Genomic DNA, 13,911 nt, shown 5'->3' with positions numbered 1-13,911 from the left:
AATATGCCATCGTTTTCATCTCCTTGGAAGGGTAGTAATATTGGAAGTTCTGTGATAGGTTCTTCCATTTTACAATGAAAACGGTGGCCTTTTTCTATTTATTTGACCTATTTACTATACTAGGCACCGGGTTACAGGCTTTTAAATCTTTTTGTTGCAATGAAGAATACTATGATCATGATACCGATGCACCAGGAAAGGGCAATCCAGATACCGTTGCCCACAGAGCCCCCATACAAGAGGGCACGAATGGCATTCACGATTGAAGTCACCGGCTGGTTCTCAGCAAATGCACGGACCATTTTCGGCATAGTTTCAGTAGGTACAAAGGCCGAACTGATAAACGGCAGGAAAATCAGTGGGTAGGAGTAGGCTGTCGCTCCTTCCATAGACCGGGCTGTCAATCCGGGAATGACTGCGAGCCATGTCAACGCCATCATAAATAGCGCTAGTATTCCAGCAACTGCAAGCCATTCTAGGATATCAGCGCTGGAACGGAAGCCCATTAACAGCGCAACGAGAATGACCACTACGACCGTAAGCGCATTTGAAACCATTGAGGCCAACACATGAGCCCACAATACTGATGAGCGCTTAATGGGCATGGTCAGAAAACGTGCCATCAACCCACTCTTTACATCAGTAAAAAGGCGGACGGAAGTGTAAGCGACACCAGATGCAATGGCCATCAGCAGAATTCCAGGTAATAGATAATTGACATAATTGTCAGTGCCAGTCTCAATGGCTCCACCAAATACGTAGACAAACAGCAGCATCATCATAATCGGTGTAATCGCCACTGTGATAATCGTATCCGGACTGCGCATGATATTGCGTAGCAAACGTGCTAGTAATACCCAAGTTTTGCTTTTCATTTACTTCTCCTCCTCCTTTTTACCGATAATCGCAAGAAAAATTTCCTCCAATGTTGGCTGTTTCTCAATGTATTCCACTTTCGCAGGCGGGAACATTTTTTTGAGTTCGGTGAGTGTACCAGTCTTAATGATTTTTCCATCATGGAGAATAGCGATTCGATCTGCAAGCTGTTCGGCTTCCTCCAGGTACTGGGTCGTTAGCAAGATTGTCGTGCCGCTACCAGCAAGCTCTTTGACAGTATTCCAGACTTCAATCCGTGCTTCCGGGTCAAGCCCTGTCGTCGGTTCGTCGAGAAAAATGACATCGGGCTTCCCAATTAGACTCATGGCGATGTCAAGCCGGCGCTTCATCCCACCTGAATACTGGTCTGACCTGCGGTTGGCCGCGTCGATTAGACTGAATCTTGCAAGCAGATTGTCAGCTACTTGAGCAGGGTCAGAAACTCCTCGCAACTTGGCAATCATTATGAGATTTTCCCGCCCTGTGAGGATACCGTCTATAGCTGCGAACTGCCCTGTTAAGCTGATGCTCTGGCGAATATGGTCTGGTTGACGTTTGATATCAAAGCCGCAAATATTCACTTCACCACTATCAGGCTTCGTCAGAGTGGAGAGGATATTGACCGTCGTCGTCTTGCCGGACCCATTCGACCCCAGCAATGCGAATATTTCGCCACGCCGTACCTCAAAATCCACTCCCTTTAACACTTCCTTATTTTTAAAAGACTTTTTTAACCCTTTTACTGAAATCGATGCATTGCTCATCCTTTTTTCCTCCTTATAAAAATAAAGCATGATGCAAGATTGCCATAACCCTTCTACTTAGTCTGACTAATAATCTGTAATACTTACTACCGTTGTGAAAAATAACTGAATAGTTGTGGTGGCTTAAACAGTTATGCAGCCAACTATTCAGTCATATTGATTTTTCTGAGAAAAAACAGCACAGAAAATTATCAGTATGCTACACGCTTAATTGCTTCGTCGTTCGTGTCGATGCTATGTGAAAATCCACAAGGTTTTCACCTTTAACCACGATCAATCGAATCATTCAATTTCGTACGATATTTATCCTTCCAAGTCTTGGAGTCCTTTACAAGTTCGTCGCAGAACGCAGCCACATCCTTACCCGTGAGGTCAGTTACCTTCTTGCCTTCCGCAGCACCTTCCTCGAAAAGGTCAATAATGCCGTTAAAGATTCGACTGACATCCTTCCATTCGGTGGGACCACCAGCTGTCCACATATATTTTTGAATTGCTTTGTATGCGTTACGATACTCACTCGGAAGTGCCTTCGCACGAGCCTCCATCGCCTTCCATTCCCGTTTGTCATCGAGACTTCCAATAATTTTTTCAAAAATACTCATATTACTCCTCCTAAATTTCTCATTTTTGTTTAAGTTCATTTATTTTGCTCGAAATAAATTCCCATTTTTTCCAAAATAAATCAAGTTGCTCTTTCCCTGCAGCATTGAGCGTGTAAAATTTCCTCGGTGGTCCCATTGTGGATGGTTTTTTCTCAATATCCACTAGTTTGTTTTTCTCAAGCCGCATTGTAATGGTATAAACCGTGCCCTCAACCACATCAGTGAAACCAAGTTCTCTGAGCTTTTGCGTGATTTCATAACCGTAAGTTTCGCCACGGCTAATAATCTCCAGCACACAACCCTCGAGCACCCCTTTCAGCATTTCCGTAATATTTTCCAAGTTTGCACCTCCATTGGACTTCAACAAATTTATTTATTACTCTATATTACAGGTATTATGCATTACTGATATTCAGTATTACTTATTACTAGTATATAGTAACGCAGAATAGCGTCACTTGTCAATATTTATACTCTCCAATTAAAAACAGCCCATTGTTAAGGGCAGTTTTTTCTAAAAATTTGAGAGCTCTGTACTTTGTCTGATTTTAATCGCCCAATAAATCACATTCCCTATTTTTGAAAAATAAGTGGAAGATTTCCGCTTAAATGATGAAATATCCATATTTCCCTAATAATAAAGGGAGTTTTTCCACTTATATGATTCAAATCATTGAATTTTGGCTTATTTAGAGCCTGTAACGGGAATTTCTCCTCTTATTTCTGCCTTTTAATCCTCCGTTTAATACATTAACGGGAATTTCTCCATCTATATATTCTCATAACTACTTCCTCGGATATCAATCATGAATGATTTTAAGGTCGTTTAAAAATAAAGATAAGGAATAACATGACAATAGAAGTTACCACTGAGGCAAATAGATTAATCGTTTTATTGGTCCTGTGTTTTATAAGCTTGAATAATAGCTCGTAAATACTGATGCCGATGATTCCTCCCAATGTATTGGCTAGTACATCTGTAATATCACTTCTTCCAATTACTAAAACAAATTGGATAGTCTCAAATGCTAGTGTAACGCCAAAAATTGAAACTAGTTTTTTCATAAAAGGCCACTTACGTTTCAACATACTTATAAAGATACCAAACGGCACAAAAATCCATATATTGGCATACACCTCAGAAAGAACAGAGTGATGAAGAGGTATCATATTCATAACTCGCACTCTATCTAAATGATCAAATGAAAACTGCAGCTTAAAAAGAACTAACCAAATCAGTACAAATCCATAAATGATGAACAACATAAAAGTCCATTTTCTACTTCCCAATTTTTTCTCCTCCTCGGTGCGGTGCCTGTCACCGCCCGAATTTTCTTGTTTCACGGTTTTTTGTGAAACAAGATTTATCGGGGGGTGACAGGCACCATTTCTGTTACGATTACTCCGTCGATGTTGTTTCCTGAGATTTGATAGGGGTGATTCTCTGGTACTTCAATTGTTGTATTTTCGGTTATTGGGTAATACGTAATGTTATATTTTTCTTCATTAAAATGTGCCGTGATTTGTTTTTCGCCTTTTAAGAAATCCAAGTATTCTTCTAATACGAAATTCTTTTCCTGCATGATTGCACTATGGGGCAGTCCAACATAGCGGATATGCCAGGGTTCATATTGAATCCCGGTTATTTTCGACTTGTCCTTTGGATAGCGTAAAATGAATCCATATTTCCAAGCATTCTTTTCAAGCCATTTCCCCTCAGGTGCCGAGGCCATCTTCATTTGTGTGGAACCTACATCAAGAGATAAACCTAAATTGTGTTCGCTATTACCTGGTGGCAAGGCATAATCTGACCCCATTTGTTGATAAAGTAATTCTTGTTCATTAAGGTTGCGAAAGCCGCTTGTAATAGCGAAGTTATGCAGTCCTTCTTTTTCAGCAGAAAGAATCATCGTTGAAAATTCTCGAGCAACGTCCTCTGACAAATAAATATCACTCCCCATTAACACATAGTTCTGTGTCAATTCATGGCGCGGAGTTAAATGAACAACATCCGATTTCATACTCTGTTGATGAACCGGAAATTCACTGTTAACCAAGAGAAGATTTCCTAGATAGATTTGTTCCTTTGTGATTTCTTTCGTTTGAACATTACCTGAAGTATCGCGACCACCGTCATTCTGATCATAGCTATTTTCTATGTTTATTTTAGAATCAAAATATGATTGAACATTTGTGAAAGCAAACCCCAGACATATTAAAATTATTAAAATAAAACCCCACTTCTTCATTTATCAGTTTCCTCCTATGTCTTCTTCTTGCTTAAAAATAGAATAGGAAAAACTTTTTAAAAAAAGAGTGGGGTAAATTTTAAATTTTTTTTAAATCGATCACTTACAATGACGGATCTGTTACTTGTTTAGGTTCCATCGGAAGTCGCACTTCAAACACGGTCTTAATAACATTGCTGTCAACCGAAATACTTCCATGATGCTGCTCCACAATATTCTTTGCAATGAACAAGCCCAGCCCCGTGCTGTCTTCTTGATGCGTCCGAGCTTTGTCACCGGTATAAAACATATCGAAAAGATGCGGTAGTTCGTCAGCAGGAATAGAGTCACCATAATTTGCCACTTGAACCACAACTTCATTTTCATCAATAAAACCATTGATATCAACGAATTGACCATCATATCCATAGCGAATCGCATTGGTTAGAAGATTTTCAAACACTCGAGCGAGCAAATCGCCATCACCGATTATTGGTAATTTAGGAGCGCATTCGATCCTGGTCGTCAAATGATTTTTCTCAAGGACTGGATACAATTCTTCTACTAATTGATGAAGTAGGTCCGTTAAATTTATGGGCCCTTTTTCAACTGGCAGCATCCCATAATTCATTCTCGTAATTTCGAACAATTCATCGATTAATTTTTCAAGACGCTGCGATTTTGTAAAAGCAATATGTAAAAAATGTCTCACCTGCTCTTTAGACAAGTTCTCATCCTTTAGAATCAAATCCAAATATCCTAACACAGAGGTAAGTGGCGTGCGTAAATCATGGGCTAAATTTACCACCAACTGATCCTTACTGCTTTCGGAAAAATCACCCCGTTGAATTGCTTCTTCTAATTTCTCACTTGCTAGATTAATGTCTTGCGCTATATCACTAAACTCATCATTGGATTGAATCTGAACCTTATGTTTAAAATCGCCCCGGGCAAGGTTATGAATCCCGTTTGAAATCTCCTTAAAATATGTTGAATATGGCTTCGTAAGGAAAAAGAAAAAGATTGCGGATAGTGGGATAAACAGAAGTAAAAAGAAATATAGATCCCCAATTGTCCTGATCACAAAGCGAATATAGGCCAAAAAATCTCCGTATTGAACTTGTGTACGATAATAGTACTGGAGCCCTTTATAAATGAAATACGTAATCATCCCTGATAGAGTCATACTGAGTCCAAATAAAAATAGCATCCTTGAGCGAAAACTGTGTACCAACTTATCCATTGAATGTATAACCTACTCCCCATACGGTCTTAATCCATTTGTCTTTCCGATGGTCATCTTCCAGTTTTTTTCGAAGTGTCCGAATATGGACCATAACGGTATTCGCACCCTCAAAATATGCTTCACCCCACACCTGAGTGAAAATGTTTTCCACGCTAAACACTTTCTTTGGATGACTTGCTAGTAAATACAAGATATCAAACTCTTTTGGGGTTAGCTCAATCCTTTTCGCGTATAAAGTTACGGTGCGTTCCTCAGCGGAGATGACTAATCCCCCAACTTCCACACAAGATTTACTTTCGACGATAGGTTGATTTAACTTCATAAACCGCCGCAGCTGCGCATTCACACGAGCAACCAGTTCAATCGGCGTGAATGGCTTCGTCATATAATCATCTGCCCCAATCACCAGTCCTTGTACCTTATCGAAATCCGATTGTTTGGCACTCAGAAAAATAATCGGCATATTGAATTTTTCGCGGATATGGCGCGTCACTTCAAACCCATCCATTTTCGGCATCATAATATCCAAGATCAGCAAATCAATATTTTGGGTTTCTACAACTCGAACTGCTTCCTCTCCATCACTTACTTTGATTACCTCGTACCCCTCTTTTTCTAAATGTATGGCAACAAGGTCAGCAATTTCCTCCTCATCATCAGCAATCAATATCGTAATACTTCTCATCTAGCTTGCCTCCTGTTTCGGTAGCTTTTCGGTTCTATTCGGTAGCTTTTTGGTAGCCTTTCGGTAGCTTTTCGGTAGCTTTTCGGTGCCTGTCACCGCCCGAATTTTCTTGTTTCACGGGTTTTTGTGAAACAAGATTTATCGGGTGGTGACAGGCACCAGTTTCAAGTAGAAGTAAAATAGGACTCCTTTTTGTGTGTTGGTTACTCCGAATTCGGTTTGGTGCATTTGTAGTATATTTTTTGAGATAGAGAGACCTAGGCCTGTGCCACCTTGGGACTCGGACCGTTGCCGTGAAGGGTCGCTTCGGTAAAAGCGGTCCCAGACTTTATGTAACTCGCTTTCCGGAATGGATACACCTGTATTTTCTATCGAGATTTTTACACGCTCATTTTCTTCCGCTACTGTAACGAATATCGACTCACCAGCAGGCGAATGACGAATCGCATTCATCATGAAATTGGCCAGAACCTGTTCAATTCGTAACTCATCTGCCAAAACTTTTACTTGAGGCAAGTCCATTGACAGCTGCAAATCTTTTTTCTCCATTTCAGGGGCAAGCGTTTTACAAATATAAGCGATCAGTTCATTGATAAAAAAGCTCTCAAGCTTGATTTTAAAAGTACCGGATTCTAATTTAGCAAGCTCCAGCATATCGACAATTAATCGATCCATTTTCCCAACTTCTTTTTCCATCGCGGCAAAATAGTAATCCTTCTTATGACTGGCAACGCCATCCTTTAAAATCGATATGCAGCTTTGCATCACACTCAGCGGTGTCTTCAATTCATGCGAAACACCTGAAATAAATTGCTTTCGAGTGTTTTCTAACTGTCTTTCTTTCTCAATGTCCTGATTTAGTTGGTCAATATGCGACTGTAATGTTTCTGATAGAATATTGATATTTTCGCTAATGGCACCGATTTCATCATTCGAGGTGATTGGTAATTTTTCTGAGAAATCCAGATTGGCAATCTTTTGTGTTGTACGATTTATTTGGAGCAGGGGTCTGGCAATTTTTTTTGAATAATAAAATGCTGCTAAAAGAACGAGCAACAAAACAAACAGAATCAAATAGACATAATAATCCTTCATCATGCCAATCGCCTCATCCAGCGGCTGTAAGGATGTCATCGTGAAAATATATTCAGTCTTTCCCTCCATATTCTTAAACGGTTGAATCAATAATCGATACTTGATTCCATTATCCGTAAAGTCACGGACCGTAAGAGCAGAGCCTCCTTCTGACACTGCTGATGAGAAGGTATCAGATAATATTTCCGCTTGTAGTTCGTTGATTTTTTTTGTAAATAAGGCATTTGCAGTCAGCGACTTTGATACTGCACCAAAATCAGGAACATTCACTTTTTCAATGACCCCGGCAGTGTAATAGTCTACCATAACAGGGGTTAGAGGTCGCCCTTGATTTTGTTTGCCATCCTTTGATCGATCGAACTGATGCTGGTCTACATAGAAGGTCTTTTTAAGTATGCTATTATCAATACTTTCCATTAAGGAAGTGCTAAATATTTCAACGGGGATGAAAGTCTCGTCCCGCTCATATCCATATAGATTGACGTACATTCCTTCCTGCAGTAGTGTTGGTTCATTCCAAAATTCGTTGATATTGATACTGTTATATAAAGGAACAGTAAACTTCTTAATCGGTACTTCATTTTGAGCTTTGCCATAATAATTCTCATAATCATTGCTGATGATGATACTAAATTCATTTTCCCCTTGAATTAATCCGTTTTCATCCAATATGGTAATCCATGAATTATGATCTTCATAAAATCGATCCTTCATTTTAATAATCGCGTTTGTATTTCTACCATTTTTATTGTAGTTTTCTTTAAAGGAAATCATGTTTTCTTTAAGTTTATCTGTCTTTCTTTCTACATAAAATCCTTTAAAAAACACCACCTGACCAATAAATATGGTTGCGAGAATTAACGAACACAATGCCGTTGTTAATAGAAATAATTTTAGTACAATTCCTTTTTTCATAACTCTTCCTCAAACTTATAGCCAACTCGAACAATCGTTTTAATCGTATCCGCTTTTGGACCTAGTTTGTGGCGCAAATTCCGAATATGGGTATTAATCGTTCGATCATCCCCGGTAAAATCATAACCCCAAATTGAGGAAATGAGTTGCTCTCTCGTAATAACAATTCCCCTGTTTTTCATCAGATAGATTAGAATTTCAAACTCTGTATGAGTCAAATGGACGATTGCCTCATCGACTTTTACCAATCGTGAGGGAACATGAATGGAAATACCATTCATCATAAGCGACTGATCATCAAGCCTTGAACTTGTATAATGAACTGCATCAAGTAATCTTTTTGCCCGCGCGAGCAAGATCGGAGGACTGTACGGCTTTGTAACGTAGTCATCTGCGCCTAACTCAAAGCCCAGTAACGTATCATCCTCATCGGTTCGTGCTGTTAACATAATGATGGGACAGTTCGATTTCTTGCGAATCCGTCGGCAAACGGACCAACCATCCAAACTAGGTAGCATGATATCTAAGATGATTAAATCAATTTCATTCTCTTCAAAAATCTTGATTGCTTCTTTCCCATCACTGGCCTCAAGCACATGATAGCCTGCCTCGATAAAATAATCCTTTTCAATCTCTCGTAATATCGCTTCGTCTTCAACAATCAGAATGGTTTGCTTCATATGTATACCACCACATTATCCAAAAATAATTGATATCTTTATTTCATCTTTATTTTATATTCATTCTACCTTTAATCAACTCTACTACAATAATTTCAACAGCATTATTGTGAGAGGAGAAATTATTATGACAATAGATATAAAGATAAATAATAGAAAAGGGGTCAAATGGAGTAAGCTCCTACTTCCACTTAGCTTGGGATTGGTGATGATTACTCTAATCCTCAGCTATTATCGTACTTCCACTATAAAAGAAGACGAAGGTATAAATGAATTGGTTTCAGAAGTATCCGCAAAAAGCTTTACGGAAATACCTATTAAAAATCAAACATTGTTAAGTGTACCCTTCATCCCACAGAAACCTGAATTACCCCGAGGATGTGAGGTGACTAGCTTGGCAATGCTTTTAAACTTTGCTGGTGTTCCAGTATCAAAAATGGAGCTAGCTGAAAAAATTGATAAAGTACCATTTGTGAAAAATGGTTTACGAGGCGATATGAATGAAGGTTTTGTCGGGGATATGTATTCGATACAAAATCCTGGCTTGGGTGTTTATGTAGACCCAATTTTTAAATTGGCAAATCAATACCTTCCTAATAGAATAATAGATTTAACCAATCAGCCGATAGAGAAGCTTTATAAAATGATTGATGAAGGTGCGCCAGTATGGGTTATTACCAATTATAAGTTTAAGAGACTACCAGAGAGTGACTTTCTAGAGTTTCATACAAAAAATGGGTCAATGAAGGTCACATACAGTGAGCATAGCGTCGTCATAACAGGGTATAATGAGGATTTTGTATATCTTAACGATCCACTTGCAGACGAGCCCAATACAAGCGTTAATCGCAAAGACTTTGAGGAAGCATGGAGGCAAATGGGAAGTCAAGCGGTTAGTGTGAAATAAATGGATACGAGAAAACAAGGGGGATACATTCCCCCCTACTTCCTTAACCAAAATGGAATATACGAGGGAAACCATTCCCGCGTTTCAAAACTATCTTTTTTATTATTTTTCAATAGAAGGCATTTTGATATATCCAATGTTGCCTGGATTTTGTGAACCTACCATTAAGTATGCATGTCCATTTAAATCATCAATAGCTTGAATACCAGTCACTTCACCGCCATTTGGAGCAGAGATAATCCGCGAAAGTTTCTTTGTATCAACATTATAAGCCCAGCCAACATTATTTACATGATTGCCGGTGTCTTCAGCAATAAACAGAGTTCTCAAGTTTTCAGAGTAAACAATATTGTCAGGATTTGCAATTTTATCAAGATGCGCTTTGTTACCCTCTGCATCTTTCGGGATGTCTTCCCCAACTAGAATAGCCGACATTCTAGTTACGACATAATTACTGTCAATCGGACTGCCTTCCGTTTGTCCACCACCCAAATTCATTTCATAAATACCACCAGCGTTGATTTTTGGTAAACGAATATCATCTACAGCATCTTGGGGATTTTCCTCCATTGCTTTTGCAATTGTTGACATGGCCATGTAAATTTTATTATCGGCTTTGTTGAATGACAGTGTTTCCATTTTATTAAATTCAGAAGTTGCTCCAAGTATAGCACCATAACGGCGAGATTCTAGGAAAGCAGCTGCTTTTTCCATACCTGGTTTAACCTTCAAATATTCTTCTCCAGCGGAAGTCTTAATATGGCTGAAACCATTGGCTTTTGCATATACAGCATCGTTCGTTGTGTCAAAAATATCACTGAACGTAAGATTTTCAGCTAATTCTTTCATTTCCTCGTCCGATGCATGTCCTAATTTTATCCATTTTATATTACCAGCACCTCCATTTTCAGCACTGGTTTGCTCAAATTTTGCCGCATATAAGGTACCAGCTGATAAATCTTTTGCTTCGTCTGCAACGTACATAAAGGACATTACATAGCCACCGTCATCCCCATAATAAACCGTGCGATTATCTGGTGCGACTGTTACATTTTCAAAAGATAAGCGCCCCATGCTGTGGTGTTTAACCGCTTTTGCTTCACCATTTGGTTGTACGGATACTTCAGTTGTATAGCCGTATAAGTATGGGTTTCCAATTGCATTAAGATCTTGATAATAGTTGCGGGCAAATTGTGTCACACTTGACTTTTCCGGATTAGCTTCATGTTGACGAGCATTCGGTTCATATTCTTCACTGCCTAAATGAGTGTTCCATGGTGATAAAACGGCTGCACAAGGTGTCCAAACTCCTCCGTAAGCCGAGAAATCAATTGGCTCAATATCAGTGATTTTCAACTCGCCGGTTTTCTTATCCTGCTCGACTGAATTTAAATATAACGCTCTTGGGACTGTCCCGACTTCATTGTTTGGCATACTTTCAAAATGATTGATCATAAATAACTTGCCGCTTTTTCCATTTACACTAAATAGTGAATTAGCGTCAGGTGCTGTAGAAACAATAGGTTCGCCCTTTGCATTTTTTATGATATTGCCATTTACATCGTAAGCCGCGCCGACAATTTTGCCATTGATGCTATCTCCTGGCTTTGCTAGAGGAGTATAATCTAAATCTAACATTTTGGCAGAACCGTCATTTAATGTAACCTTAACTTGGGCTTCACTGTACATGGTTGATTTTTCCTCTGCTGTAGCAGGTACAGGCATGCTGATAAACTCAACCGATTTTACAGTATCCATTGGTTTATGTGGTTCGGCAAACACATTGACCGCAGCAGGAAATAGCATTGCTGCACTTAATAGGGGAATAATGATTTTACTTTTTTTCATAATATTTACCTCCATAATAATCTACAACGATATATTCCAACTAAAATATTAAACTTGAAGTATGAAGGTAGTGTTGGAAAAATGTAAATTTTTTGATTATTAAAATTAGGTATGGTACGACTAAAGTTCGGCAGTACAAGCACCGTTAGAAATTTTAGGATAATTATGTTTTCACTATTGATATATTATTAATTTAGTTTTATTATATTAGTATAGTAGTAAGATTAAAGCAAAAGTTTCATAAGCTCTCAATCTCGTAATTATGTAATCGCTCACAAAATCATTAAGCCTTTCGCAGAAATCATTTTATATATAGGGGGCAGTAAAATGGAAAATCCATTTATCACAGCACTTGAAGCGATTTTAGATAGAAAATATATCTTTACCAATCCCTCAAAAACCTTGCGTTACCGCAAAGGCTATCGTTCAGGACGCGGGGATGCAATCGCGGTTGTCAAGCCTGGAAATTTGACAGAGCTCTGGCAAGTCCTAAAAGCTGCTGTCAAATTTGACAAAATCATTATTATGCAAGCGTCAAATACAAGTTTGACAGAGGGCTCCATTCCAGCAGGCGGCTATGATCGTGAGGTTGTCATTGTGTCAATCACACGGATTGATCATCTCCAGTTGATCAACCAAGGTACTCAAGTTTTGGCTTTTCCAGGCACAACGCTCTATTCACTTGAGAATGCCTTGAGACCGCTCGGGCGTGAGCCACACTCTGTGATTGGTTCGTCTTGTCTTGGTGCGTCAGCCATTGGCGGGATTTGCAATAACTCAGGAGGCTCGCTCGTTAAACGCGGCCCTGCTTATACGGAACTATCACTTTTTGCTCGTGTTAATGAAAATGGCGAGCTAGAGCTGGTAAATCACCTTGGTATGGACTTAGGCGAAACGCCAGAGGAAATTCTGACCAATCTTGATACTGGAAATTTCGATCCGAATGCTGTCCCAGAATCTCCAAAACACGGGCATGATCATACTTATCAAACGCGCGTGCGCGACATTGATGCAAATAGCCCAGCTAGATACAATGCCGACCCCAATCAGCTTTATGAAGCATCTGGTTCATCTGGCAAAATTGCCGTGTTTGCTGTTCGACTCGATACTTTCCCGAAAGAACAAAACGAAAAGGTTTACTACATCGGAACCAATTCACCACGCGTGCTAGAATCGATTCGAAGAAAAGCACTGTCGGAGTTCAAAAATCTACCAGTCGCTGGCGAATACATGCACCGTGAAATCTACGACATCGCCAAAAAATATGGCAAGGATTCATTCATTGTCATCAATAAACTTGGAACTGACCGTTTGCCTAATCTTTTTGCTTTAAAAGCGAATGCAGAGCGGATATTGGACAAAATGAAAATCTTTAAACCTTATCTTCCTGATCGTATCTTGCAAAAACTCAGCTATCTTTTCCCGAACCATTTGCCAAAAAGAATGGAAGAATTCCGTGAAAAGTACGAGCACCACTTGATGCTTAAAATGTCAGGTGATGGTAACGCTGAGGCGGAGGCTTATTTGACGGAACTCTTCAAAGAAGCTGAAGGTGATTTCTTTGTTTGCACACCACAAGAAGGAAAGGATGCTTTCTTGCATCGGTTTGTGGCAGCCGGCGCTGCGATTCGCTTCCAAGAGGTGCATCAAGACGAAGTCGATGATATTTTAGCACTTGATATCGCCTTAAGACGCAATGATATGGACTGGTTTGAAGAGTTGCCAGAGGAAATTTCCAGTCAGATTGTGCACAAACTTTACTACGGACATTTCATGTGCCACGTGCTGCATCAAGACTATATCTTGAAAAAAGGCGTCGATTCTCATGCCTTGAAGAAAAAAATGCTGAAGCTTCTGGATGAGCGCGGAGCGATTTATCCAGCCGAGCATAATGTCGGTCATCTCTATGAAGCCGCGCCATCACTGGTTGATCACTACAAAAAAGGCGACCCAACCAACAGCTTCAACCCAGGAATCGGCAAAACCTCAAAACTAAAACACTGGGCATAACCTACGGTGCCTGTCACCACCCGAAAAATCTTGTTTCACAAATACTTGTGAAACA

General features: G+C 39.5%; 13 protein-coding genes. 2 read left to right on the top strand and 11 right to left on the bottom strand.

Annotation, left to right across the window (positions count from 1 at the left end; all coding sequences use genetic code 11):
• Positions 1 to 131: 131 nt before the first annotated feature.
• The 10 genes from FXW34_RS22050 to FXW34_RS22005 form a co-directional block, all read right to left on the bottom strand.
• Positions 132 to 875, bottom strand: a complete 744-nt coding sequence (locus tag FXW34_RS22050) for an ABC transporter permease (RefSeq protein WP_147536177.1) — start codon at positions 873 to 875, stop codon at positions 132 to 134.
• The gene (locus FXW34_RS22045) at positions 876 to 1,640 is read right to left on the bottom strand and encodes an ABC transporter ATP-binding protein (RefSeq protein ID WP_147536176.1); all 765 of its coding nucleotides are present in this window, start codon (positions 1,638 to 1,640) and stop codon (positions 876 to 878) included.
• 263 nt (positions 1,641 to 1,903) lie between these two features.
• Entirely contained in the window at positions 1,904 to 2,242 is a 339-nt protein-coding gene (locus FXW34_RS22040) for a DUF1048 domain-containing protein (RefSeq protein ID WP_147536175.1), read from the bottom strand.
• 19 nt (positions 2,243 to 2,261) lie between these two features.
• Entirely contained in the window at positions 2,262 to 2,582 is a 321-nt protein-coding gene (locus tag FXW34_RS22035) for a PadR family transcriptional regulator (RefSeq protein WP_147536174.1), read from the bottom strand.
• Between the two features lie 476 nt (positions 2,583 to 3,058).
• Positions 3,059 to 3,532: a VanZ family protein gene (locus FXW34_RS22030; protein WP_246141254.1), complete on the bottom strand. Its 474-nt coding sequence runs from the start codon at positions 3,530 to 3,532 to the stop codon at positions 3,059 to 3,061.
• 74 nt (positions 3,533 to 3,606) lie between these two features.
• Complete coding sequence (vanY, locus tag FXW34_RS22025; RefSeq protein ID WP_147536173.1) at positions 3,607 to 4,491, bottom strand: VanY-A/VanY-F/VanY-M family D-Ala-D-Ala carboxypeptidase; 885 nt, start codon at positions 4,489 to 4,491, stop codon at positions 3,607 to 3,609.
• Between the two features lie 103 nt (positions 4,492 to 4,594).
• Positions 4,595 to 5,713 (bottom strand): sensor histidine kinase, encoded by a 1,119-nt coding sequence (locus FXW34_RS22020; RefSeq protein WP_147536172.1) that lies wholly within the window; start codon positions 5,711 to 5,713, stop codon positions 4,595 to 4,597.
• A complete protein-coding gene (gene vanR / locus FXW34_RS22015; protein ID WP_147536171.1) occupies positions 5,706 to 6,401 on the bottom strand; it encodes a vancomycin resistance response regulator transcription factor, VanR-F/VanR-M family in 696 nt (231 codons plus the stop codon). The genes FXW34_RS22020 and vanR overlap by 8 nt, the downstream gene beginning before the upstream one ends.
• A gap of 138 nt (positions 6,402 to 6,539) precedes the next feature.
• On the bottom strand, positions 6,540 to 8,411 hold the full coding sequence (locus tag FXW34_RS22010; protein ID WP_147536170.1) for a sensor histidine kinase: 1,872 nt from the start codon (positions 8,409 to 8,411) through the stop codon (positions 6,540 to 6,542).
• Positions 8,408 to 9,091 carry a response regulator transcription factor gene (locus tag FXW34_RS22005; RefSeq protein WP_147536169.1) on the bottom strand — a complete coding sequence of 228 codons (684 nt, stop codon included), beginning with the start codon at positions 9,089 to 9,091 and terminating at the stop codon, positions 8,408 to 8,410. The genes FXW34_RS22010 and FXW34_RS22005 overlap by 4 nt, the downstream gene beginning before the upstream one ends.
• Before the next feature lie 127 nt (positions 9,092 to 9,218).
• Here FXW34_RS22005 and FXW34_RS22000 point away from each other — a divergent pair, with 127 nt between their 5' ends.
• Positions 9,219 to 9,998, top strand: a complete 780-nt coding sequence (locus FXW34_RS22000; protein ID WP_187119065.1) for a C39 family peptidase — start codon at positions 9,219 to 9,221, stop codon at positions 9,996 to 9,998.
• A 102-nt stretch (positions 9,999 to 10,100) separates the two neighbouring features.
• Here the strand turns inward: FXW34_RS22000 and FXW34_RS21995 are convergent, their stop codons facing one another.
• Positions 10,101 to 11,846 carry a PhoX family protein gene (locus FXW34_RS21995; protein ID WP_147536168.1) on the bottom strand — a complete coding sequence of 582 codons (1,746 nt, stop codon included), beginning with the start codon at positions 11,844 to 11,846 and terminating at the stop codon, positions 10,101 to 10,103.
• Positions 11,847 to 12,173: 327 nt separating this feature from the next.
• Here FXW34_RS21995 and dld point away from each other — a divergent pair, with 327 nt between their 5' ends.
• A complete protein-coding gene (dld, locus tag FXW34_RS21990; RefSeq protein WP_147536167.1) occupies positions 12,174 to 13,856 on the top strand; it encodes a D-lactate dehydrogenase in 1,683 nt (560 codons plus the stop codon).
• Positions 13,857 to 13,911 lie beyond the last annotated feature (55 nt).

Source organism: Bacillus marasmi (assembly GCF_902168435.1).
Taxonomy (GTDB): domain Bacteria; phylum Bacillota; class Bacilli; order Bacillales; family Cytobacillaceae; genus Bacillus_BU; species Bacillus_BU marasmi.
This window is presented reverse-complemented; position numbering and strand designations above follow the sequence as displayed.